Source organism: Streptomyces sp. NPDC001492 (assembly GCF_053597275.1).
Window position 1 is genome coordinate 110,807 of record NZ_JBSFHW010000004.1, and the last position, 22,454, is coordinate 133,260.

Below are 22,454 nucleotides of genomic sequence, written 5' to 3' on the forward strand. Positions count from 1 at the left end.
GAACACGCTACGGGGGCGCGGCATTTCAGGCCGGGTCCCGTACCGATCAGTCCTGGTCGTTCTCGCGCGTGGTCGGGGCCTGTGGTGCCGGACGGGCCGTCGGCAGCGGGCCCAGTGCGCTCGTCGCGGGTGCGGGGGCCGGGCGGTGCGGCAGCCGGGGCCGGACGAGCCGCAGCCACGCCAGCGCGATCAGGGCCGCCACCGCGGCGAACGGCAGGACCGCGCCGAACGCCACGGCGAGCCAGCGCAGCATCGTCAAGAACGCGTTCCAGCCGCCGGTCAGCGCGTCCACGAAACCGGGACCGTCGTCCTTCGCCGCGGCCTTCACCGGTGTCTCCGAGAGGGACAGGGTGATCGTCGCGAGGCTCGTGCGGTCCTTCAGGGACGCCTGCTGGGCGAGCAGCGCCTCCAGATCGGCCTCCCGGTTGCTCAGCTCGCCCTCCAGCTCCACCACGTCGCTGAGCTTGGTGGCCCGGTCCATCAGCTCCCGGACCCGGGCCACGCTGGCCCGCTGCGACTTGATACGGCTGTCCACGTCGACGACCTGGTCGGTGACGTCCTCGGCCTTGGCGGTGCGGTCGAGGAGCTTGCCCGCGCCCTGGAGGCCGGCGAGGACCTCGTCGTACGTGGCGACCGGCACGCGCAGCACGACACGGGTGCGCTCGCGGCCCTTCTCGTCCCGGCTGGTGGTCTCGTCGCCGACGTAGCCGCCCGCGTTCTCGGTCGTCGTACGAGCCTCGTCGAGTGCCTTCGGTACGTCCTTGACCTGCACGGTCAGCGAGGCGGTGCGGATGATGTCGCTCGCGGTGAGCTTCGGCGCCCGCTTGGCCCCGGCGCCCCTCGCGTTCTCCTCACCGCCCGGCGCGGCCGCCTTCCCGTCGCTCCGGGCGGCCTTGTCGGCGGCGCTGCTGCCGCCGGAGTCGGAGTTGCTCCCGCTGCATCCGGTGAGGGCGAGTGCCGCGGCGAGCAGGATCGCGGCCAGGGCCGGGACAGGTCGTACGGGACGTCGTGCGCGCATGTGGGTCTACCCCCGGGGATCGTGACGGCTGACGCTCCTTCGACGCCCGGACGGGCCGGGACGTTGGACCCGGACGGTCCCGATGCGGTCACGGTCAGGACTCGTGAAGGACACCAGGTCGCCGACGGACTGTCAGAGGGGTCTGAGAGGCTTGTGGACATGCGCGAAGTGGAGAGTCGTACGGGCACCGGGCGGGTCGTCGTCGTCGGAGCCGGCATCGCCGGACTGGCCGCGGCCCACCGGTTGTTGCAGCAGGGTGCGCGGGTGACCGTGCTGGAGGCGTCGGACCGTGTCGGCGGCAAGCTGCTGCCCGGCGAGATCGCGGGCGCGCGCGTCGACTTCGGCGCCGAGTCGATGCTGGCGCGCAGACCGGAAGCGGTGGCCCTCGCCCGCGAGGTCGGCCTCGACGACCGGCTGCAGCCGCCGGCCACGGCGACGGCCTCGATCTGGACCCGCGGCGCCCTGCGCCCCATGCCCAAGGGCCATGTCATGGGAGTCCCCGGCACCGCGGCCGCCCTGAGCGGCGTCCTGTCGGACGAGGGCCTGGCCCGTATCGAGCGCGACGCCGACCTGCCGCGCACGGAGGTCGGCGACGACATCGCGGTCGGGGAGTACGTGGCGGCCCGGCTCGGCCGCGAGGTCGTCGACCGCCTGGTGGAACCCCTCCTCGGCGGTGTCTACGCGGGCGACGCGTACCGCATCTCGATGCGCTCGGCGGTCCCGCAGCTCTACCAGGTCGCGAAGACGCACGACTCGCTCACCGAGGGCGTCCGCGAGCTCCAGGCCAGGATGGCCGCCGCCCAGCAGACCGGACCCGTCTTCATGGGCATCCGCGGCGGCATCGGCAGCCTGCCCCTCGCGGTGGCGGAGTCCGTCCGCGCGCGCGGCGGCGAGATCCTGACCGGGACGCCGGTGACCGGGCTGCGTCGCGAGACGCCCGGCGGCTGGCGGGTCGTCGCCGGTGACCGGGTGCTGCACGCGGACGCCGTCGTCGTGGCCGTACCCGCCCCCGCGGCCGCCGGCCTCCTGCGCCCCGAGGCCCCGGAGGCCGCCACGGAACTCGCCGCCGTCGAGTACGCCTCCATGGCCCTGGTCACCCTCGCCTACCGCCGCGCCGACACCGCCCTCCCCGAGGGCAGCGGCTTCCTCGTCCCGCCGGTGGACGGACGCACCATCAAGGCGTCGACGTTCGCCTCCCAGAAGTGGGGCTGGATCGCCGAGGAGAGCCCGGACACGGTCGTCCTGCGCACATCGGTCGGCCGGTACGGCGAGACCGAGATCCTCCAGCGCGAGGACGCCGGCCTGGTGGACGTCTCCCGTCACGACCTGCGCGAGGCCACCGGACTGGACGCCACGCCCCTCGAAACCCACGTCACCCGCTGGACCGACGGTCTGCCCCAGTACCCCGTCGGCCACCACGCGCGCGTGGCCCGCATCCGCGAGCACGTCGCCAAGCTGCCTGGCCTCGCCGTGTGCGGCGCCCAGTACGACGGCGTCGGCATCCCGGCCTGCATCGCGAGCGCTTACGCGGCCGTCGACCAGATCGGCGGGGACCTGAGCGGTGTGGAGGAGCTCACCGCCAACCCGGTGCAGAGTCTGCACGGCGGAGCGGGAGAATAGCCGCATGAGTGACGACGCCCCCACCACCGCCCCGGACCGCATCGCGAACAAGGGCAAGCTGGCCAAGGACCTCAACGAGGTCATCCGCTACACCCTGTGGTCCGTCTTCAGGCTGAAGGACGTGCTGCCCGAGGACCGCGCGGGCTACGCCGACGAGGTCCAGGAGCTGTTCGACCAGCTCGCCGCGAAGGACGTGACGATCCGCGGCACGTACGACGTGTCGGGCCTGCGCGCCGACGCAGACCTCATGATCTGGTGGCACGCGGAGACCAGCGACCAGCTGCAGGAGGCGTACAACCTCTTCCGCCGCACCAAGCTGGGCCGCGCCCTCGAGCCGGTCTGGTCGAACATGGCGCTGCACCGTCCCGCCGAGTTCAACCGCTCGCACATCCCGGCCTTCCTCGCCGACGAGACGCCTCGCAACTACGTCAGCGTCTACCCCTTCGTGCGCAGCTACGACTGGTACCTGCTGCCCGACGAGGACCGCCGCCGCATGCTCGCCGACCACGGCAAGATGGCCCGCGGCTACCCGGACGTCCGCGCCAACACGGTCGCCTCGTTCTCCCTCGGCGACTACGAGTGGATCCTGGCCTTCGAGGCCGACGAGCTGTACCGCATCGTCGACCTCATGCGCCACCTGCGCGCCTCCGAGGCCCGGATGCACGTCCGCGAGGAGGTCCCGTTCTACACGGGCCGCCGCAAGGACATCGCGGAACTCGTCGCGGGCCTGGCGTAGCCGGCGCCCGCCAGTCGCGTGGTCAGGGCCGGGCGGTCTTGCCCTTCAGGTTCTCCTTGATGGGGGCCGGGTGGGCCCGGCCGTCCGTCGCGGCCGGGTTCGGCTCCGCGTGCGGGGCGCAGGACGCCTCCTCCACCGGCAGCCGGCCCTCCAGCAGGTACGCGTCCAGGTAGCCGTTGACGCACCGGTTCGGCCCGCCCGCGATGCCGTGCGTGCCCGCCTCCCGCTCGGTCACCAGGACCGAGCCGCTCAGCCGCCGGTGCAGCTCCTGGGCGCCGTCGTACGGCGTCGCCGCGTCCCGCTCGGCGGCCAGGATCAGCGTCGGCGGCAGCTCACCCGGCCCGGTCCGCACATCGAGGGGCTGCTGCCGGGGCGCCGGCCAGTAGGCGCACGGCAGGTTCATCCACGCGTTGTCCCAGGTCTCGAAGGGGGCCACGCGCGCGAGCTGCGTGTTGTCCTGGTCCCAGACCTTCCAGTCCGTCGGCCAGGGCGCGTCGTTGCACTCGACGGCGGTGTACACGGCGTTGGTGTTCTCCGCCTCGGCGGCCGTCTCGGTGGCCGGACCGGCCTGCTCGACCAGCGGCTTCGCATCGCCCTTCAGATACGCCGACAGCGCCTTCGCGCGGGTCGGCCAGAAGTCGTCGTAGTACCCGGCCGACAGGAACGCCGCCTGCAGTTCGGCCGGTCCCACCTTGCCGCCGGCCGGCTTCGCCGACAGTTGCTCGCTCGCCTTCTCGTAGGCTGCCTGCACCTCGTCGGCCGTCGACCCCAGCCCGTACACGTCGTCGTGCCGGGCGATCCACTCCCGGAAGTCCGCCCAGCGCTTCTCGAACGCGGCCGACTGGTCGAGGTTGTTGCGGTACCAGATCTGCTCGGGATCGGGGTTCACCGCCGAGTCGAACACCATCCGCCGCACGTGCGAGGGGAACAGCGTCGCGTACAGCGCCCCGAAGTAGGTGCCGTACGAGGCGCCCATGAACGTCAGCTTCCCCTCACCCAGGGCCGCCCGCACGACGTCCAGGTCACGGGCGTTGTTGAGCGAGTTGAAGTACTGCAGCCCGCCACCGGACCGCTTGGCGCAGCCCGTCGCATAGGCCTTCGCCTCCTTGACGCGCTCCTGCTTGTACGCCTCCGAGGGGTACGTCGGCGCCTGCGAGGGTGCCTTGAAGAAGAGCTTGGGCTCCTCGCAGGACAGGGGCGAGGACTTGCCGACACCGCGCGGGGAGTAACCGATCAGGTCGTAGGCCGCCGCGAGCCGCTTCCACTCCGGGAGCATCCCGACGAGCGGGAAGTACAGGCCGTCGCCGCCGGGCCCGCCGGGGTTGTAGACCAGGGCGCCCTGCCGGGGCACCCGCCGCTTGCTGTTGTGGGGGTCCTTGTGGGTGGCCCTCACCCGGCTGACGGTCAGTTTGATCTGCTTGCCGCGGGGACGCGCGTAGTCCAGCGGCACGGACACCGTGCCGCACTCCATGGTGCCCGGCATGTCCTGCGCGGCTGCGCACTTCCCGAAGTCGATGCCCGCCGCCCGGGCGCGCGCGGCGGCCACCGTCGTGCCGTGCAACTCGGCCGCGTCCGGGGCGACGGGGGCGCTGCCTGCCGGTGCGGCCGCGAGGGCGGTCAGGAGCAAGGACCCGGCGGCCGAGTAGAGGGCGACAGCTCTCATGACGTATCCCTTCGGTGCATGGCAGCGACAAAAGGGATGTTTCGTTCGGTGCATGCAGAAGGCAAGCACCGCCCCGGCGGTGTCGGCCTCAATGCCCCCTATGCGCCCCTGGCGTGCGGTTCGCGCCAGGACTGGTCGCGGTGCGCGAAGGCCGCGCGCAGGTCGGGTTCACCGATCGCGCGGACGCCTCGTACGGCGACGGTGGTGAGATACGTACGGTCGTCGCCGTTCGGGACGCGCCGGGCCAGGGCGCCCAGCAGCCGCTGCCCGGCCGGGGAGGCCCAGCGCGAGTAGGGATGGGCCTCGATCCGGGCGATGGCGAGGCAGCTCAGCGTCAGCGCGAGCGGCAGGGCGAACCACAGGGCCACCAGGCCGCGCGGCATGTTCGGCTGGGCGGGCACCAGCAGCGCGAGCGCCCCCAGCGCGAGCACGGCCAGCGCGGCGAGCTGCACCTGGCGCACTCCGGCCGCGACCGTGGTCCGGGCGCCGGCCGGCACGGCCAGGCCCGCGTCGACGAGCCGGTCGCCGAGACCCGCGACCGCGTCCGCGGAGGCCGCCGCGGCCCGGACCGGGGCGATGCGGCTCTGTCCCTCGGGCCCGATGGCCCCTATGACGGACCGCTCCATGTCGTCCCGGCCGCGCGGGTCGACCACCGTCGCCCAGCCCGTGTGGGCCAGCAGCAGGCGCCGCTGCCGGGCCATGGAGACCATGGTCAGATCGGCGACCCTGGCGGGCCCGCCGGACAGGAACGCGGCCTCGTAGAGCGTCAGATCATGACGCCGGGCCTGCGCTGCGACGTCCGCGTCCCCGGCCGCCGCACGTGCGGCGGCCAGGCACAACCGCGTGCACGCGGTACCGGCGGCGGCCCAGGCCAGCAGCAGGAGAACAACCCAGAACATGCCGCGTTTCTATGCCAGATGCCCGGCGGAATGCCATGCCCTGTTCACCATGCGGACGGAGTGTTGTGGGTATGTGACGTTCCGTTTGTGAGGCCCGGCAGAGGTCATGGCGGCGGGCTGGAGGCGGCCGGCGGCAGCGTGTAGGCCGGGGAGGAGGACGGTTCGAGGGGGACGACGGGGCCGGGGCCCGGGGTGGGGTCGGCCGGCGGGGGAGTTGTCGCGGACGCCAGATCCCGGGCGAGCGCGTCCCAGTCGATGTAGCCGGTGGCCTCCAGGACCTTGATGTGGTCCAGCACGGTCGTGTTCGCGTCGTCGGCGAGCGCCCGCACCAGCGAGTTGCGGGTGCTCGCGCGGACCTGGGCGACGACCGAGAACACCCTGCCGTGGGCCAGCCGCAGGATGTTGGCGAACTTGCTGTCGTAGTCCGTGCCCTGCGCCGCGTTCAGGGTCGCCAGCCACTGCTTCTGCTGGTCGCCCGGCTCGTTGGGCAGCTGCACCCCCAGCTTGGCCGCCACGTCCCGTACCCGCTGGTCGAGGAACGTGTGACCCAGGACGAGATGCTGCCCCGCGGTCCGTACGGCCTGGGTGGTGCCCTTCTGCTGGGCCTGCTGCCCGGCGGGCAGCTCCCACAGGCCGGCCAGCCGGACCTTCGTGATGAAGTCGCGGTCGAGCGCGGACAGCGGACCGTACTGCGTCGAGACGGTGTCGGCGTTCAGCACGTCGGCGCTGACGCCGGTGCCGGACCGGTCGGCGTACGACCAGATCGGGAAGATCAGTGCCAGCAGGGTGGCCGTCAGGCCGATGATGATGACCCCGGTGCCGCTGAATATGCCTCGGCCGGTGACGGGTGGTCGCGGTCGCATGGTGCCTCCTACGGCACCGCATATTACTGCGGGGTTCGGCGGGCCCCGTTCTCCCGGTCGTCGCCCGGGCACTCAGCGGTGCAGGAGCACCCGCCGCGCCGCCCTGGCCATCCTCACCGCCGGCCGCTGCGACCGCGGCACGGGCCCCGACCGTTCCAGCCACCACTCCCTGAGCTCCCGCCGGGCCCGGCCCTCCTCCGGGCGTCCGTCGAGCAGCAGCCGCCCGGCGAAGTCCAGGGCGTCCCGGCGGTAGCCGCCGGTCATCGGGTGACGTTGGGCGTACGAGAGAAAGGCGGGCCGGTAGGCGTCCCCGAGGATCTCCGGCAGCTCGGGCGCCACCTTGGCCACGACATCCGCCCGCTTCCCGGCGAGCGCCCGCGCCTGCACCCCCAGCCGCACCCGGTCGAAACCCTCCGGCACGGGCGTCCCGGCGACGAGCGCGGACAGCAGGGCGGCCTGTGCGAGTCCGAGCCGCTGACGGGCGCTGTCGGTCGCAGGGGCGGCGACGGCACCCGCGCCCGCCTCCGCCGCGACCGCCGCCTCCGCCGCGGTCTCCTCGCGTATGACCCGTCCCTTCTCCACGGCTGCCCGGATGGCCTCCAACTCGCCCTCCAGAACAGCGGGTTCGGGAAAGTTCTCGTCCCGCTCCAGCAGGACCCCGGGCGGCGAGATCCGCGCGGCGAGGTCGCTCAGGATGTCGAGGACCGGCTGCGGCACCGGGTGGGCGTGACTGTCGTGCCAGACGCCGTCGCGTGCGAAGCCGCCCGCGACATGGACATACGCGATGGCCTCCAGGGGGAGTTCCGCGAGCGCCTTGGCCGGGTCCTCGCCGCGGTTGACGTGGTTGGTGTGCAGGTTGGCCACGTCGATCAGCAGCCGTACGCCCGTCCGGTCGGCCAGCTCGTACAGGAACTGCCCCTCGGTCATCTCCTCGCCCGGCCAGGAGATCAGCGCGGCGATGTTCTCGACGGCGAGCGGCACCGGCAGGGCGTCCTGTGCGATGCGGACGTTCTCGCACAGCACGTCGAGGGCGTCCCGGGTGCGCGGCACGGGCAGCAGATGCCCGGCCTCCAGGAGCGGGGACGCCGTCAGCGGGCCGCCGGCCCGTACGAACGCGATGTGCTCGGTGACCAGCGGTGCGCCCAGTGCCTCGGCGCGCTCGGCGAGCGCGCCGAGCCGGTGCTCCTCGGGCCGGTCCGCTCCGCCGAGGCCGAGCGAGACACCGTGCGGGATCACGGTCACCCCGCGCTCGCGCAGCCGCCGCAGCGACTCGGGGAGGTGCCCGGGGCACACGTTCTCGGCCACGGCCTCGACCCAGTCGATGCCCGGCATGCGCTCCACGGCGTCGGCGATCTCCGGCCGCCACCCGATGCCCGTTCCCAGTCGCTCCATGGTCCGTCCCCTCCCTGCCGTCTCCTCGAAGAACGTGACGGGGGTATGGCCCCGCCGCTCGGACGTGAATCCCGTCGCCGGGACCTTCAGAGCAACATTTGAGGTTCGGTCCGGCCGGATCGGCTCACCGCAGCACACCCTCGGAGTCCACCGGATCCGGCCGGTCGGTGCTGACGGTGCCCGGCGCGCCCGGCGACGGCCGGGAGGTGGTGCCGATGTCCCCGGTGGCCTCGGCGGCCGGCGCCGAGGGCACCACCTGGCCGGGTACCGGTGCCGACGGGCCGGTCGGGCTGGCGGTCGTGGTGGCCACCGCGTCGTTGGCGATGGCGTCGAAGTCGACCCGGCCGGTCTTCTCCAGCACCGTGATGTGGTCGAGGACGGTCTGGTTGGCGTCCGAGGCCAGCTGCCGTACGAGCGTGTTCCGGGTGGAGTTCCGGACGGTGCCGATGGCCGGGAAGATCTTGCCGTGCGCGGAGCGCAGCAGGTTCACGAACTTGTACTCGTACTCGGCGCCGGCCGCCGCGGTCATCTCCCGCAGCCAGCCCTGCTGTTGCTCGTTCGGCTGGTTCGGCAGCTCTACGCCGAGCCGGGCCGCGACGATCCGCACCCGCTTGTCGAGGTCGGTGTGGCCGACGATGAGGTGGTCGCCCGCCTCCTTGATCGCCTGGCTGGGCGCCCGCTCGACCGCCTGCTGCCCGGCGGGCAGCTCCCACAGGCCGGCCAGCCGCACCCGCACGATCAGATCGCGGTCGGCGGCGGTCAGCGGGCCCCACTGGGTGTTCACGGTCCCCGCCGCGACGTTCGCCTGACCGGTGCCCGACCGGTCGGCGTAGGACCACACGGGGAACGCGATTGCTCCGATGGTGACGACGATGGCCGCGACGAGCAGGGCCGTACCGTTGATCCGCATGCCAGGAGATACGCGCGGGACTCCGGCGTTGTTCAAGCGAAAGAAAAAAAGCTAAACGGCTGGTAAAGTCGTAGTGTGCCGCTGAAGGTCCCCGGGTCAGCGCAGCGCCGGATGATCGGCCACCACCGTGCAGGAGCCCGGCGCGATCTCCGTGAAGCCCGCGTCACGCACCAACGGCAGCCCGCTCGTGGTCAGGCGCCCCCAGCGGCCCGGGTCGGCGCTCCGTACGGTGAGCGGGAAACCCGCGTCCCGCCAGGCCGCCCGCTCCTCGTCCGACAGCTCCCACCAGGCCAGTTGGGCACCGTGCCCCGCCTGCGCCATCGCCTTTCCGGCGGACATGCCGAGGTCGGGGTTCAGCCACAGCACGGGCACCGCGGGATCCGCCTCGGCCGGCGGCTCCGGGTCGTCGAGATCGGTGCCGGAGACCTGCAACTTGGCCAGGTCCTTGGGCCAGCCGTCGAGCGGCACGGGGGGAAACACCCGTACCTCCGCCGACTTGCCGCTCACCGTGATCCCGGGCAGCGCCTCGGCCCGCCGCCACTCGGCGCCGCGGGCGCGCCGCACCACCTTGCGGATCCGGGCGTCCTGCCAGTCCCGCATGACCTGGGCCCACTCCCCGTCCCCGAGGGACCGCTCGTCGCTGAGCATCACCAGCACGGCCCGGGCAGCGGTCTCCAGGGCGTCGGTACGGGCGGGCGGCGCGGCCTTCTCGATGTGCACGACGAGCGGCAGCACGAACTGCGGGGCCTGATCCCGCTCGTTGGGCTCGGACCGGAAAGGGCTGTCACTGGCGGACGTCACATCTTGGCTCACATCAGCCAACCTTAAAGGGGCGACGGACAGTGCCACTTTGCGAAGATGCCGCCATGCGACGTGATCTCCAGCTCGACAACGTCGGCCGCCGCTACGGCCTCCGCGGCCCCTGGGTCTTACGAGGCGTCCACCTCGCGGTGACGCCGGGCACACTGACCCGCGTCGAAGGACCCAACGGCACCGGCAAGTCGACCCTCCTGCGCCTGCTGGCCGGCCTGGACGCCCCCAGCGAGGGCCGCATCACAGGCCGCCCCCGCACGGCCTACGTCCCCGAACGCTTCCCGTCGGCCCTCCCGTTCACCGCGCACGGCTACCTCACCCACCTCGGCACCATCCACGGCCTCTCCCGCCGCACGGCGGCCCGCGCCGCGGGTGAATGGCTGGACCGCTTCGGCGCAGCCGCCCACGCTCGCACCCCCATGGCCCAGCTGTCGAAGGGCAGCAGCCAGAAGGTGGCCGTCGCGCAGGCCCTGCTCGCCGAGCCGGAGCTGCTCGTCCTCGACGAGGCATGGACGGGCCTGGACGCCGCCGCCCGCACCGAGCTGGAGCGGGCCGTCGCCGAGCGCACCGCCGAGGGCTGCGCCGTGGTCTTCGTCGACCACGACCCGCGCCGCCTGGAGGGGGTGCCCGACACCGCGTACACCGTGCGCGACGGCGGCCTCGAACGCCGTACGCGCGACACAGCGGCACCGGCCGACAGCGGCCCGCAGGTGGTGGTCGAGGTGCAGGGCCCGCAGGGCGGGCAGCCGCCCACCGACGCACTGGGCTCCCTCGTCTCGGCTCAGGAGGCCGCGCCGGGCACATACCGCCTCACCGTCCCCGCCTCCCACTCGGACATCGTGCTGCGCACCCTGCTGACGGCCCGCCCGCCGTGGCACGTGGTCAGCGTGCACGCCCTCGACAAGGACAACCGCCGATGACCGCCCTCCTGTGCTACCAGGCCGCCCTTCTCCTGCGTTCGCAGCGCTGGCTGCCGCCGGTCATCCTGTACGCGGCGTTCCTCGGCATCGGTGTGCAGAGCGGGCAGCCCATCCTCGACTCGCTGGGTTACGCGGCTGCGGCCCTGCTGCCCGTCGCCGCCTGGCTGGTACGGATCTGCGTCACCGTCGAACCGCCCGCAGCCCGTGCGTGTGTGGCCGCCGCTGCCGGGCCCGGACGGGCGCATCTGGCCCGGCTGCTGGCGGCCCTGATCGCGACGGCGGCACTCGGGGCGGCCGCGGTCCTCGTCGTGACCCTGATCAGCGCCCCGATGAGCACGGACAACCGGACCCGGATCGCAGTGCTCCCGGCCGCCGCGGCAGGGCTCCTCGCCGCGCTGGCCTGCACGCTGCTCGGCACGGCGGTCGGCGCGCTCACCAACTGGCCGGTGCTGCGGGCGCCCGGTCGGGCGGTCCCGGCGATGCTGCTCGCTGCGCTGCTGTCGGCGGTGACGACGGGCTCACCGGCGCAGGCGGCGGTGAGCGGCTTGGTCGCCGGTTCTCAGTCGGGCAGGGTCCCCGTCCCGCTGGTGCCCCTGGCCGCGGCAGCCGTCATCGCGACGGCAGCGATCGCCGGGGCCTGCGCCCTTACGCCCCGGCGCTCACCCTGAACAGGTGCTCCGCTGGAAGTGCAGATGCCTCGGGGGCCATGGGTTCTCGTGTCGCGATGGTCATCCCGAGCAGGCGGTGCGCTGAGCCTCCTGCCACTCGCACACCGGGCACAGGGTGATCCCCTTGTGCGACTCCGGGTACTCGGTCGGCTCGCGGCACAGCACGCACTCGGCGTACGGCGGCCCGTCCTTGCGGGACGGCTTCGTCGTGTCGCGGATGGTGCAGTAGTCCTCGCTCACACCTCCAGCGTAAGCCGCTCACTGGCGCCCCCTCGTGGCCCCGATCAGCTCGGACACCTTCACGAAGCGGAAGCCCTTCCTGCGGAGTTCCGGCACGATGGTGCGCACCGCGCGCTCGGTCACCGGAGCGGCGCTGCGCGTGCAGTGCATGACGACGACCGACCCCGGCCGCACCCCCTCCAGCACCTGCCGGGCCACGGCGTCCGCATCCGTGGCGAACGCGTCGCCGCTCACCACGTCCCACTGGACGGCGGTGACGCCGGTCGCGGCCAGCGCCTTCAGGGCCTGCCGGTCGTAACAGCCGCCCGGGAAGCGGAAGTAAGGCATCGCGTCCGCCACCCCGGCCCTGCGGAACGCGGCGTACGCCCGCTCCACGTCCGACCGCATCCGGTCCGCCGAGACGGTCGGCAGGCCGTAGCAGTCCCCGGTGAAGCTGTAGTGGCTGTAGGAGTGATTGGCGACCTCGAAGAGCGGGTCCCGGCCGATGGACCGCGCCTGCGCCGGATACTCGTCCGCCCACCGCCCGGTCATGAACACGGTCGCCGGCACCTTCAGTGCCCGCAGTGTCGCGATCAGCTCCGGATTGTCGAACCGCTCGCCGCGTGCCGCCCGCGCCCCCTCGTCAGCGGTCATGTCGGCGTCGAAGGTGAGGGCGACCGTGCTGCCCTGTGTGCGGGGGCCGTTCCTGAAGACGGGGGTGAGACCGGCGGGGCCGGGGGCGAGCGTCGGGGGCCGGGACGGGGCGGCGGAGGCCGCGGAGGGGGCCGGGCGGGCGGCGTGGGGCGCGTCGGGGGCGCCACAGGCGGTGAGCGCGGCGCCGAGTACACAGACGGCGGCCGCATGGCGCACGCGTACAGGTCGTACGAAAGTGATCATCGTACGAACATAAATGGAGGAAACGGGCGAATGGTGTATCGGCGCACCACTCAGGGGCAAGGCCAGGTGATCAGCGCCCGTAGCGGCCCGTCATGGTGCCCGAGGCCGCCGTGTGGCCGCTCAGTGCGCGCTTGACGTCGTCGGCCGTCGCGTCGGCGGACAGGGTGAGGGCCTTGTCGGTGGCGTAGACGGAGAAGACGTAGTGGTGGCGCTTGCCCTTGGGCGGGCAGGGGCCGCCGTACGCGTTCTTCTTGAAGCCGTTGCGGCCCTGTGTGGCGCCCTTGGGTACTTCTCCGGCGGCCCAGTGGGTGTCGTGCGGGTCGATGCCCCACATCAGCCAGTGCGTGAAGGTGCCGTGCGGGGCGTCCGGGTCCTCGACCAGCACGACCAGTTCGGCGGCGCCGTCGGGGACGCCGGACAGGTCCAGCGGTGGTGAGACGTTCTCCCCGTCGCACGTATAGCGGCGGGGGACGGTGCCGCTCTCCGGGAAGGCGCTGCTCGTCACGGTGATCCGCCGCGCGGCGCTGGGTGCGGGGACGGACGCGCCACCGCCGTCGTCCCCGCACCCCGAGGCGAGCCCCACTGCCGCCGCGACGGCGACCATCACGAGCCTGCGGTGCATGCACGGAACGCTAGCCGCGCCCGTGCGCCCCCGCTACCTGCGCCAGGGCCCCGTCACCGCGAACGTCGTGCCGGGCGTGTAGCAGTTGACGTACATCGTGCGCCCGTCGGGGGAGAAGGTGACGCCGGCGAACTCGCCCCACTCGGGGGCGTCCGGGGTGCCGATGTTTTGTCTGCCGCGGGCCATCGCGTACACCTCGCCGCCCCTCGTCACGCCGAAGACGTGCTGGGCACCGTTGCCGTCCTCGCAGACCATCAGGCCGCCGCTCGGAGCGAGACAGATGTTGTCCGGGGACTCGCCGGGGAGCTGGACGTCGGTGTCCGGGCCGAAGACGATCACCAGCGTCAGACGGCGCGCCGAGGGGTCGTAGCGCCAGATCTGGCCGTAGTGGTCGGCCGCCGAACCGTCGGCGCTGTGCGCGAAGGACGACACGAAGTACACGCACCGCCCGCCCCAGTAGCAGCCCTCCAGCTTCTGCGCGTGCGTGATGCCCTTCGGGCCGAAGTCCTGCAGCCGGACGGGCGTTTGGGCAGCAAGGGGGTCCGGTACGTCGACCCACTCGATGCCGTCGAAGGTGGCGCCGGTCTCCTGGATCGTGGACAGGTCGGGTACGCCGGGCACACGCATCGCCTGCAGCCGGCCGCCCGCGCGCAGTGAACCCACACCCCCCAGCGGCTTGTCGGGCAGAAAGCGGTAGAAGAGGCCGAAGGGCTTGAGGAAGGCGTCCTCGGTCTCGTAGACGATCCCGCGCTTGGGGTCGATCGCGATGGCCTCGTGCTGGAAGCGGCCCATCGCGGTCAGCGGGACGGCGCCCGTGCGGTGCGGGTCGGAGGGGTCGACCTCGAAGATGAAGCCGTGGTCCTTGGTGTAGCCGTTGGTGCCGGCCTTGTCCTCGGTCTCCTCGCAGGTCAGCCAGGTGCCCCAAGGGCTCGGCCCGCCCGCGCAGTTGACGGCCGTGCCGGCGATGGCGACACGCTCCGACAGAACGTTGTTGTGGGAGTCCAGGGTCAGGGCCGTACAGCCGCCCTTGCCCGCCGGGTCGTAGGTGAGGCCCGCGATCGTGGGGACGGCGTACTTCGCGGTGGGGCGGTTCTCGTGGTTGCGGACCAGGTGGACGCGCCCGCCTCTCGCGGGCAGGGCGGTCATGCCGTCGTGGTGGGAGGGCACCGGGCCCTCGCCGGAGCGGAGTTGGTCGCCCTCACGGGAGAGGACCCGGTAGCGGAAGCCCGCCGGGAGGTCGAGCAGACCGTCCGGGTCGGGGACCAGGGGGCCGTAGCCGGTGTGGCCGAGGTCCTGGGCGGCGGCTGTTCCCGCGAACAGTTCGGACAGGGCCCCGGTGAAAGCGATGCCCGCTCCCAGGGCACCGGAGCGGGCGAGGATCTGACGTCGTGTTGCAGACATGAAGGGTGCAACCTTCCTGTTGGCGGACAGGAACTGTGACGTCGCTGTGTCTATCACCCGGCGCGCGGCTCGGGAACCACGCGGGTCACACGTGTCACGTCTCGATCTGGTGGTCCGGAGGTGGCGCCGGCGCGGGCGGCGGCTGGTGTTCCTGTGCCCTTTCCAGGAACCGCAGCAGCTCCACGGGGAAGGGCAGCACGAGCGTCGAGTTCTTCTCGGCGGCCACCGCGACCACCGTCTGCAGCAGCCGCAGCTGGAGCGCGGCAGGCTGATCGGCCATCTGCGCGGCGGCCTCGGCCAGCTTCTTGGAGGCCTGGAGTTCGGCGTCGGCGTTGATGATCCGGGCGCGGCGCTCCCGGTCGGCCTCGGCCTGGCGGGCCATGGAGCGCTTCATCGCGTCGGGGAGGGACACGTCCTTGATCTCGACCCGGTCGACCTGCACTCCCCAGCCGACGGCCGGGCTGTCGATCATCAGCTCCAGGCCCTCGTTGAGCTTCTCGCGGTTGGAGAGCAGGTCGTCCAGCTCGCTCTTGCCGATGATGGACCGCAGCGAGGTCTGCGCCATCTGCGAGACAGCGAACTTGTAGTCCTCGACCTTGATCAGCGCGTTCGCAGCGTCGACCACCCTGAAGTAGACGACGGCGTCCACGCGCACCGTCACGTTGTCCCGGGTGATGCCCTCCTGGGCCGGCACGGGCATCGTGACGATCTGCATGTTCACCTTGTTGATCCGGTCCACGAACGGGACGATCATCGTGAATCCGGGCTCCCGCACGGCACCGGCGAGCCGCCCGAGGCGGAAGACCACCCCGCGCTCGAACTGCTTGACGACCTTCGCTGCCGCGGCGAGGTAGACGATCCCCGCGGAACCGGCCACCACGGCCGCCGTCACCACCTCAGGAACCATCACGACCCCCTCTGTCAGAGGCCCGGTATGTCTGTTCCTGTAACGATATGCCTGGTGGCTGGTCCCGGGCCACGACGGCCCCGGGACCAGCCACCGGCGAGCTATGCGGCCGTGACCCGCACGGGTTCGGTGCCGACCGCGCTGTGCCGCTCGGCCCAGTTCTCCAGCGCCGTACGGCAGGCGTGGTCCAGGTGGTGCAGGCCGGACAGGTCCAGCTCGATGGGACGGTCCTGGGGCAGCGCCTCCAGGCTGTCGAGGATCTTCGGCAGCCGCAGGAAGGTGGCGTTGCCCGAGAGGTGGACCTGGATGGGACCGGCCCCCTTGTCGACGACCTCGGTCCTGAGGTGCGAGGCCTCCCACGCGGTCTTCACCACGGACAGGGCCAGACCGATGAGCACGCCCTCGAACATGTTCACCGCGACGATCGACACGGCCGTGACCACGAGGATCAGCGCCTCGCCCTTGTGGCTGCGCCACAGCGCCGAGATCTGGCGGAACGGGATCAGCTTCCAGCCCGCGTGCACCAGGATGCCGGCCAGGGCGGGAATCGGGACCAGTGCCAGGGCGGAAGGCAGCGCGGCGGCGAACAGCAGGAGCCAGGCGCCGTGCAGCACCCGCGAGGCCTTGGTCTTCGCGCCCGCGTTGACGTTGGCGGAGCTGCGCACGATCACCGCGGTCATCGGCAGGGCGCCGAGCAGACCGCACACCGTGTTGCCCACGCCCTGGGCGACCATCTCCTTGTCGTAATGGGTGCGCGGACCGTCGTGCAGCCGGTCCACGGCCGCCGCGCTGAACAGGCTCTCCGCCGAGGCGATCAGCGCGAACGCCACGATCGTGCCCCAGATGGCCGGGGTGGCCAGCTCACCGAAGGCTCCGGCCCCGGGCACCTGGATGACACCGAACAGGCCCTCCACCGTGACGGTGGCGACCGGCAGGCCGAAGGCCAGGGCGGAGACCGTGGCCAGGACCACCGCCGCGAGGGCGCCCGGCACCGACTGCACCGCCTTCGGCAGCTTCTTCCACAGCACGATGACGGCGATGGTGCCCGCCCCGATCGCGAGCGAGGCCAGGGCCTCGGTGCTCCCGAGGGCGTCGGCGAAAGCTCCCGGCAGGCCCGCGATCTTGCCGATGCCGGTCGACGGGGCCTTCAGGCCGGCTGCCGCGTAGATCTGCCCGGCGATGATCACCAGGCCGATGCCGCAGAGCATGCCCTCGACGACGGAGACGGATATCGCCCGGAACCAGCGGCCTATCTTGAGGAAGCCCATGGCGAGCTGGAGCAGACCGGCCATCAGCACGATCACGCCGAGCGTGCCGACCCCGAACTCGCTGACGGCCTCGAAGACGAGCACGGTCAGACCGGCGGCCGGCCCCGAGACCTGGAGGCTGCTGCCGGGCAGGAACCCGGTGACGAGGCCGCCCACGATGCCGGTGACGAGGCCCAGCTCCGCCGGGACGCCGGAGGCGACCGCGACGCCGACGCACAGCGGCACGGCGACCAGGAAGACGACTATGGAGGCGAGGAAGTCCTGCCTCAGGTAAGGGTATTTGGTCGTCATCGCGGCGCTCACAGGGCCTTGAAGGTGTCGGCGGCCGGGTCGTGCGCCAGGACGGCGCCGGTGTGCACCTCGTAGTACCAGGCGTGCAGGGACAGTTGACGGTCCTTCAGCTTCTTCTCGATGAACGGGTAGGAGCGCAGCCGCAGCAGCTGCGTCAGGACGTGGCTCTGCACGCCCTCGGCGACGGCGGGGTCCTCGACCGCGCCTGCCGGGCGCGGGGTGGCGTGCGCGAGCCAGTCGCGCACGGCGGGGACGGCGGTCAGGTCGTCGCCGCGCACCAGGGCACCGACGGCGCCGCAGTGCGAGTGGCCGCAGACCACGATGTCGTCGACCCCGAGCACCTCCACGGCGTACTCGATGGTGGCCGCCTCGCTGGTGGGGTGCTGGGAGGCGAACGGCGGGACGATGTTGCCCGCGGTGCGCAGCTCGAAGAGCTCGCCCGGGCGGGCGCCGGTGATCAGGGCCGGGACGACCCTGGAGTCGGAGCAGGTGATGAACAGCACCTGCGGGGACTGGCCTTCGGCGAGTTTGGCGAACTCCTCAGGGCGCTGTCCGAACGTACGGGCGTTGTCGATGAGGGGCTGCATGATGACTCCTCCTGGCGCGCCACGACGGCGCGTCGGTGTGGGCAGGACAGATGTGGGGGAACTGCGCTGTTCTGCTTCTCTCTCAGCAGCGGAAGACCTGAAGTGCCGCCGGAGAGTGGGATGTCGAGGGTCTCGACGGATGAGGGGCGCGGTTGGCGACGGCCATGTGGGCGAGGGCCGGGTCCTGCGCGGGCAGGGGGCGCTCGGGCTCCTCCGGAGTGCATCCGGTGTTCACATGGCGCTCGCGGGGCCGCAGGGGACCGGTCGGGGCCCCGGGGACTCCGCAGTCGCGGAACGTCGCGGCCTCGTCACGCAGTGCCTTGCCGGAGGGTTTGGTTCCGGGCAGATCCTTGGCTACGGCATGACGGGCCGTGTGCGCGGCTGCGAAGGACGTGGTGGGTGCGAAGAAGGTGAGGGCAAGCAGGGCGGCGGCGAGCAGGGCCAGGACCGTACGGGTCGGCGCACCTCGGAACATGCGCCCCCCTCCCTCCCGCTCAGCCTCTTGCATCAACCAAGGAATGGTCAATCACCGGTCAAGAAACACGTTAACCCTGCAAAGTTGTTTGCAGGGTTAACTTCACGTTTCCAGCGGAAGAGAGCCTGAAATGCGCTGGTGGGGTGGCCTGAACTAGTCGCTCTCGGCGAGTCCCTTGCCGTCTCGGGCCAGCGCGGTGAGCCGGGAGATCGCCCGGAAGTACTTCTTGCGGTAGCCGCCGTTCAGCATCTCCTCGCTGAACAGCCGGTCGAAGGGCAGGCCGGAGGCGAGGACCGGCACCTCGCGGTCGTAGAGACGGTCCGCGAGCACCACGAGCCGCAGGGCCGTCGACTGGTCGGGGACGGGGCGGACGTCGGTGAGGCAGACGGCCTTCAGGCCGTCGGTCAGCGCGCCGTACCGGCTGGGGTGGACCTTGGCGAGGTGGTCGAGGAGGTGCGGGAAGTCGTCGAGAGAGGCCCCCGGCGTGGCGTACGCCGCCTTCGTCACCTGCTCGTCCGAGAACGGCGCCGGCGCCTCGGGCAGACCGCGGTGGCGGTAGTCCTCGCCGTCGATGCGCAGGGCGCGGAAGTGGGCGGACAGGCCCTGGATCTCGCGCAGGAAGTCGGCGGCCGCGAAACGGCCCTCGCCCAGCTTGCCGGGAAGGGTGTTGGAGGTGGCGGCAAGGGCCACACCCGCGTCGACGAGCCTGCCGAGCAGGGTCGACACGAGGACCGTGTCGCCGGGGTCGTCGAGCTCGAACTCGTCGATGCACAGGAGGCGGTGGCCGCTGAGCGTCTGCACGGTCTGCTGGAAGCCGAGGGCGCCGACCAGGTTGGTGAGCTCGACGAACGTGCCGAACGCCTTGAGCGCGGGCTCCGCCGGGGTGGCGTGCCAGAGGGAGGCGAGCAGGTGGGTTTTGCCGACGCCGTAACCGCCGTCGAGGTAGACACCGCGCGGGCCGGGCGGGAGCTTCGGCGCCTTCGGCTTCCCGAAGCCGAGGAAGCCGCGCTTTCCACCGCCGACGGCGTGCGCCCCGCCGAGTCCGGCCGCGAAGCCCTCGAGGACGCGGACGGCCTCGGTCTGGCTGGGCTGGTTCGGGTCCGGTATGTAGGTGCTGAAGCGGACCGAGTCGAAGCGCGGCGGCGGCACCATCTCGGCGACCAGGCGGTCCGCGGGGACGTGCGGGGCACGGGCGCACAGGGACAGGGGGGCCGCGTCGGCTATCGGGCTGAGGCCGGGGGCGGAAGGGGAGGACGACACGGTTCCCCATGCTAAGCGCCGTGCCACACTGCACGACATGCGACGCCTGTTCCCTGTGACCGACGAGACAGTGCCGAAAGCTCCTGGAACTCCCGGTGAGGAGGGTGGGGCCGGTGTTCTGGAAGTCCCGGCCGACCGCGAGTGGAGCCTCGCCGAACTCGCCGCCGCCTACGCCTATCCCGAGCCCACCGCCGGTGGACGGCCCGTCCCGTGGCTGCGGGCGAACATGGTGTCCACCCTCGACGGGGCCGCGCAGCACGACGGCCGCTCGCAGCCGATCTCCAGCGCGGCCGACATGCGGATCTTCGGCACCCTGCGCGGGCTGGCGGACGTCGTGGTCGTCGGTGCGGAAACGGTACGTCAGGAGGGGTACCGGCCCGCACGCGCGCGTGCGGAGTTCGCGGAGCTGCGGCAGGCGGCCGGGCAGCCGCCGGCGCCGGCGATCGCGGTGGTCAGCGCCAGCCTGGACCTCGACTTCTCCCTTCCGCTGTTCACCTCGCCGGTGGTGCCGACCCTGGTCCTCACCGGCGCCGCGGCGGCCCCGGACCGGGTCGCCGCCGCCGAGAAGGCCGGCGCCCGGGTGGTGATCGCCGGTGACGGCGTCGGCGTGGAGCCCGCCCGCGCCGTACGGGCCCTGGGCGAGCTCGGCCACACCCGGCTGCTGACCGAGGGGGGTCCGCGGCTGCTCGGCCAGCTGGTGGCCGCAGGAGTGCTCGACGAGCTCTGCCTCGCCGTCTCCCCGATGCTCACCGCCGGCGACGCGCAGCGCATCGCGGGCGGCCCGTCGGTAGCGGTTCCGCACCGCTTCGTCCTCACATCGCTGCTGGAGGAGGAGGGCTTCCTCTTCACCCGCTACCAGCGGCCCTGAGAATCGTTCAGCGGTACCGCCGGTCCCGAAAACGGCGGAACCTACCGTTCCGCTTTGCTCGGGGCGGGCACACTGAATCTCGCAGTCCCCGTGACATCACGGGGCAGGATGGTTTCCGCAGAAGGGGCGCCCGGTGTTCACAAGCGTATTGATGATCGAGAAGGCCCTGACGTCCGCAGACGTGGAGTTCGTCACCAGCTTGCACGGGGACGAGGAGGTCTCCTTCCACGTGCTGCTCCAGCCCCGCGGCGATCAGGCGGACCGCCTGCTGCGGGCCATCGACGACGTCGCGCTCGGCGAGCTGGACGAGGTCGCGCGCGAGCGGGACGTACCCGAGGGGGAGGCCGCGAGGCCCTTCGGGGAGCGGGCGCTGGAGGTCTCGCTGCAGGCCTTGCATGCTGCGGGCAGCGAGGCGGAGGGACGGCTGATCGAGGATCATCCGTTGGATGCGTTGAAGGCTCTCGTGGACGAGATCGACGCCGATGAGGTGATCGTGCTGACCGATCCCCACTACGTGGAGGAGTTCTTCCATCGGGACTGGGCTTCTCGGGCTCGGCACAAGGTGGGGGTGCCGGTGTTGAAGTTGTTCTCGCACAGTAAGGCGTAGTTCTTCGGGTGCGGGTTCATGGGGGCTGGTCGCGCCCACGCGGCGGAGCCGCATATCGATACAGCCCCGCGCCCCTGGGGAGGTGCCATCGCCGGAGGCAATAAGCTGGGGTGCTGAACATTCCGCCGTATCACCGCGCACAGGGAGACACACGCATGGCACCCGGCACCCTTCCTCCCGCCATGGACCGACCGCATTTCATCGGCATCGGTGGGGCCGGGATGTCCGGGATTGCGAAGATCCTCGCCCAGCGGGGGGCCAAGGTGGCCGGCAGTGACGCGAAGGAGTCCGCCACCGCCGAGGCTCTGCGGGCGCTGGGGGCGACCGTGCACATCGGGCATGCGGCGGAGCATCTGGCCGACGACGCCAGTTGCGTGGTCGTGTCGTCGGCGATCCGCAAGGACAACCCGGAGCTGGCGCGGGCCGCCGAGCTGGGGATTCCGGTGGTGCACCGGTCCGACGCCCTCGCGGGTCTGATGGACGGGCTGCGGCCGATCGCGGTCGCCGGGACGCACGGCAAGACGACCACGACGTCGATGCTGGCCGTCTCGCTGAGCGAGCTGGGGCTGAACCCGTCGTATGCGATCGGCGGCGACCTGGACGCACCCGGCTCCAACGCCCTGCACGGCGAGGGCGAGATCTTCGTCGCCGAGGCCGACGAATCGGACCGCAGCTTCCACAAGTACGCGCCCGAGGTCGCGATCGTCCTCAACGTCGAGCTCGACCACCACGCCAACTACGCGTCCATGGACGAGATCTACGAGTCCTTCGAGACGTTCGCCGGACGGATCGTTCCGGGCGGCACGCTGGTGATCTCCTCCGACCACGAGGGCGCGCGCGAGCTGACCCGGCGGCTGGCCGGTTCCGTGAGGACCGTGACGTACGGAGAGGCCGAGGACGCCGACGTACGGGTCCTGTCGGTCGTCCCGCAGGGGCTGAAGAGCGAGGTCACGGTCCTGCTGGACGGCCAGGAGCTGACCTTCACCGTGTCCGTGCCCGGCCGTCACTACGCGCACAACGCCGTGGCCGCCCTCGCGGCGGGCGTCGCGCTGGGCGTCCCCGCCGCCGAGCTGGCCCCGGCCCTGGCCGCGTACACCGGTGTGAAGCGCCGGCTGCAGCTGAAGGGCGAGGCGGCGGGCGTCCAGGTCATCGACTCCTACGCCCACCACCCGACGGAGATGACCGCCGACCTGGAGGCGATGCGGGGCGCGGCGGGCGAGGCGCGGATCCTGGTCGTCTTCCAGCCGCACCTGTTCTCGCGGACGCAGGAGCTCGGCAAGGAGATGGGGCAGTCGCTGGCCCTGGCGGACGCCTCGGTCGTCCTCGACATCTATCCGGCCCGCGAGGACCCGATCCCGGGCGTGACGAGCGAGCTGATCATCGAGGCGGCGCGGGCCGCGGGCGCGGAGGTGACGCCCGTCCACGACAAGGCCCAGGTGCCCGAGGTCGTGGCGGGAATGGCGAAGGCGGGTGATCTCGTTCTCACCATGGGCGCGGGCGACGTCACCGACCTCGGACCGCGCATCCTGGACCGTCTCGCGAAGTAAGGG

23 protein-coding genes are annotated in these 22,454 nt (G+C 72.0%); 7 read left to right on the forward strand and 16 right to left on the reverse strand.

The window, feature by feature from the left end; genetic code table 11:
* Positions 1-46: 46 nt before the first annotated feature.
* The gene (locus tag ACWC1K_RS06520; protein ID WP_450829131.1) at positions 47-1,018 is read right to left on the reverse strand and encodes a DUF4349 domain-containing protein; all 972 of its coding nucleotides are present in this window, start codon (positions 1,016-1,018) and stop codon (positions 47-49) included.
* A 159-nt stretch (positions 1,019-1,177) separates the two neighbouring features.
* On the opposite strand from ACWC1K_RS06520, the gene hemG reads away from it, so the two are divergent.
* Together hemG and hemQ are read left to right on the forward strand one after the other, a co-directional pair.
* Positions 1,178-2,638 carry a protoporphyrinogen oxidase gene (gene hemG, locus ACWC1K_RS06525; RefSeq protein ID WP_450829132.1) on the forward strand — a complete coding sequence of 487 codons (1,461 nt, stop codon included), beginning with the start codon at positions 1,178-1,180 and terminating at the stop codon, positions 2,636-2,638.
* A gap of 4 nt (positions 2,639-2,642) precedes the next feature.
* A complete protein-coding gene (hemQ, locus tag ACWC1K_RS06530; RefSeq protein WP_099931938.1) occupies positions 2,643-3,374 on the forward strand; it encodes a hydrogen peroxide-dependent heme synthase in 732 nt (243 codons plus the stop codon).
* A gap of 22 nt (positions 3,375-3,396) precedes the next feature.
* Here hemQ and ACWC1K_RS06535 read toward each other — a convergent pair whose 3' ends face one another.
* The 6 genes from ACWC1K_RS06535 to ACWC1K_RS06560 form a co-directional block, all read right to left on the reverse strand.
* Positions 3,397-5,037: an alpha/beta hydrolase gene (locus tag ACWC1K_RS06535; RefSeq protein ID WP_450829133.1), complete on the reverse strand. Its 1,641-nt coding sequence runs from the start codon at positions 5,035-5,037 to the stop codon at positions 3,397-3,399.
* A 98-nt stretch (positions 5,038-5,135) separates the two neighbouring features.
* Positions 5,136-5,936, reverse strand: a complete 801-nt coding sequence (locus tag ACWC1K_RS06540) for a TIGR04222 domain-containing membrane protein (RefSeq protein ID WP_450829134.1) — start codon at positions 5,934-5,936, stop codon at positions 5,136-5,138.
* A 104-nt stretch (positions 5,937-6,040) separates the two neighbouring features.
* Positions 6,041-6,799: a DUF4142 domain-containing protein gene (locus tag ACWC1K_RS06545; RefSeq protein WP_450829135.1), complete on the reverse strand. Its 759-nt coding sequence runs from the start codon at positions 6,797-6,799 to the stop codon at positions 6,041-6,043.
* A 72-nt stretch (positions 6,800-6,871) separates the two neighbouring features.
* A complete protein-coding gene (locus tag ACWC1K_RS06550; RefSeq protein ID WP_450829136.1) occupies positions 6,872-8,191 on the reverse strand; it encodes a DUF692 domain-containing protein in 1,320 nt (439 codons plus the stop codon).
* A 124-nt stretch (positions 8,192-8,315) separates the two neighbouring features.
* Positions 8,316-9,101: a DUF4142 domain-containing protein gene (locus ACWC1K_RS06555; RefSeq protein ID WP_450829137.1), complete on the reverse strand. Its 786-nt coding sequence runs from the start codon at positions 9,099-9,101 to the stop codon at positions 8,316-8,318.
* Positions 9,102-9,197: 96 nt separating this feature from the next.
* A complete protein-coding gene (locus ACWC1K_RS06560) occupies positions 9,198-9,914 on the reverse strand; it encodes an aminoacyl-tRNA hydrolase (RefSeq protein ID WP_450829138.1) in 717 nt (238 codons plus the stop codon).
* A gap of 53 nt (positions 9,915-9,967) precedes the next feature.
* Here ACWC1K_RS06560 and ACWC1K_RS06565 point away from each other — a divergent pair, with 53 nt between their 5' ends.
* Together ACWC1K_RS06565 and ACWC1K_RS06570 are read left to right on the forward strand one after the other, a co-directional pair.
* Entirely contained in the window at positions 9,968-10,834 is an 867-nt protein-coding gene (locus ACWC1K_RS06565) for an ABC transporter ATP-binding protein (RefSeq protein ID WP_450829139.1), read from the forward strand.
* Positions 10,831-11,502, forward strand: a complete 672-nt coding sequence (locus ACWC1K_RS06570; RefSeq protein ID WP_450829140.1) for an ABC transporter — start codon at positions 10,831-10,833, stop codon at positions 11,500-11,502. Before ACWC1K_RS06565 ends, ACWC1K_RS06570 begins: the two co-directional genes overlap by 4 nt.
* 60 nt (positions 11,503-11,562) lie before the next feature.
* On the opposite strand, the gene ACWC1K_RS06575 is transcribed toward ACWC1K_RS06570, so the two are convergent.
* From ACWC1K_RS06575 to zapE, 9 genes are all read right to left on the reverse strand, one after another.
* Positions 11,563-11,742 (reverse strand): hypothetical protein, encoded by a 180-nt coding sequence (locus ACWC1K_RS06575; RefSeq protein ID WP_450829141.1) that lies wholly within the window; start codon positions 11,740-11,742, stop codon positions 11,563-11,565.
* Positions 11,743-11,760: 18 nt separating this feature from the next.
* Positions 11,761-12,618, reverse strand: a complete 858-nt coding sequence (locus ACWC1K_RS06580) for a polysaccharide deacetylase family protein (protein WP_450829142.1) — start codon at positions 12,616-12,618, stop codon at positions 11,761-11,763.
* 70 nt (positions 12,619-12,688) lie between these two features.
* Positions 12,689-13,240, reverse strand: a complete 552-nt coding sequence (locus tag ACWC1K_RS06585) for a YbhB/YbcL family Raf kinase inhibitor-like protein (protein WP_450829143.1) — start codon at positions 13,238-13,240, stop codon at positions 12,689-12,691.
* 33 nt (positions 13,241-13,273) lie between these two features.
* Positions 13,274-14,641, reverse strand: a complete 1,368-nt coding sequence (locus tag ACWC1K_RS06590; protein WP_450829144.1) for a PhoX family protein — start codon at positions 14,639-14,641, stop codon at positions 13,274-13,276.
* 94 nt (positions 14,642-14,735) lie between these two features.
* Positions 14,736-15,548: a slipin family protein gene (locus ACWC1K_RS06595; protein WP_450829145.1), complete on the reverse strand. Its 813-nt coding sequence runs from the start codon at positions 15,546-15,548 to the stop codon at positions 14,736-14,738.
* A 101-nt stretch (positions 15,549-15,649) separates the two neighbouring features.
* Positions 15,650-17,107, reverse strand: coding sequence for a SulP family inorganic anion transporter (locus ACWC1K_RS06600; RefSeq protein WP_450829146.1), 1,458 nt, complete (start codon positions 17,105-17,107; stop codon positions 15,650-15,652).
* Positions 17,108-17,115: 8 nt separating this feature from the next.
* Positions 17,116-17,694 (reverse strand): carbonic anhydrase, encoded by a 579-nt coding sequence (locus ACWC1K_RS06605; RefSeq protein ID WP_450829147.1) that lies wholly within the window; start codon positions 17,692-17,694, stop codon positions 17,116-17,118.
* Positions 17,695-17,776: 82 nt separating this feature from the next.
* Entirely contained in the window at positions 17,777-18,169 is a 393-nt protein-coding gene (locus ACWC1K_RS06610; RefSeq protein WP_450829148.1) for a hypothetical protein, read from the reverse strand.
* A 153-nt stretch (positions 18,170-18,322) separates the two neighbouring features.
* Positions 18,323-19,429, reverse strand: coding sequence for a cell division protein ZapE (gene zapE / locus ACWC1K_RS06615; protein ID WP_450829149.1), 1,107 nt, complete (start codon positions 19,427-19,429; stop codon positions 18,323-18,325).
* A gap of 37 nt (positions 19,430-19,466) precedes the next feature.
* Here zapE and ACWC1K_RS06620 point away from each other — a divergent pair, with 37 nt between their 5' ends.
* From ACWC1K_RS06620 to murC, 3 genes are all read left to right on the forward strand, one after another.
* Positions 19,467-20,297 carry a pyrimidine reductase family protein gene (locus ACWC1K_RS06620; protein ID WP_450829150.1) on the forward strand — a complete coding sequence of 277 codons (831 nt, stop codon included), beginning with the start codon at positions 19,467-19,469 and terminating at the stop codon, positions 20,295-20,297.
* A gap of 133 nt (positions 20,298-20,430) precedes the next feature.
* Complete coding sequence (locus tag ACWC1K_RS06625; RefSeq protein WP_450829151.1) at positions 20,431-20,904, forward strand: indole-3-glycerol phosphate synthase; 474 nt, start codon at positions 20,431-20,433, stop codon at positions 20,902-20,904.
* Positions 20,905-21,059: 155 nt separating this feature from the next.
* On the forward strand, positions 21,060-22,451 hold the full coding sequence (murC, locus tag ACWC1K_RS06630; protein ID WP_450829152.1) for a UDP-N-acetylmuramate--L-alanine ligase: 1,392 nt from the start codon (positions 21,060-21,062) through the stop codon (positions 22,449-22,451).
* Positions 22,452-22,454: the final 3 nt, after the last annotated feature.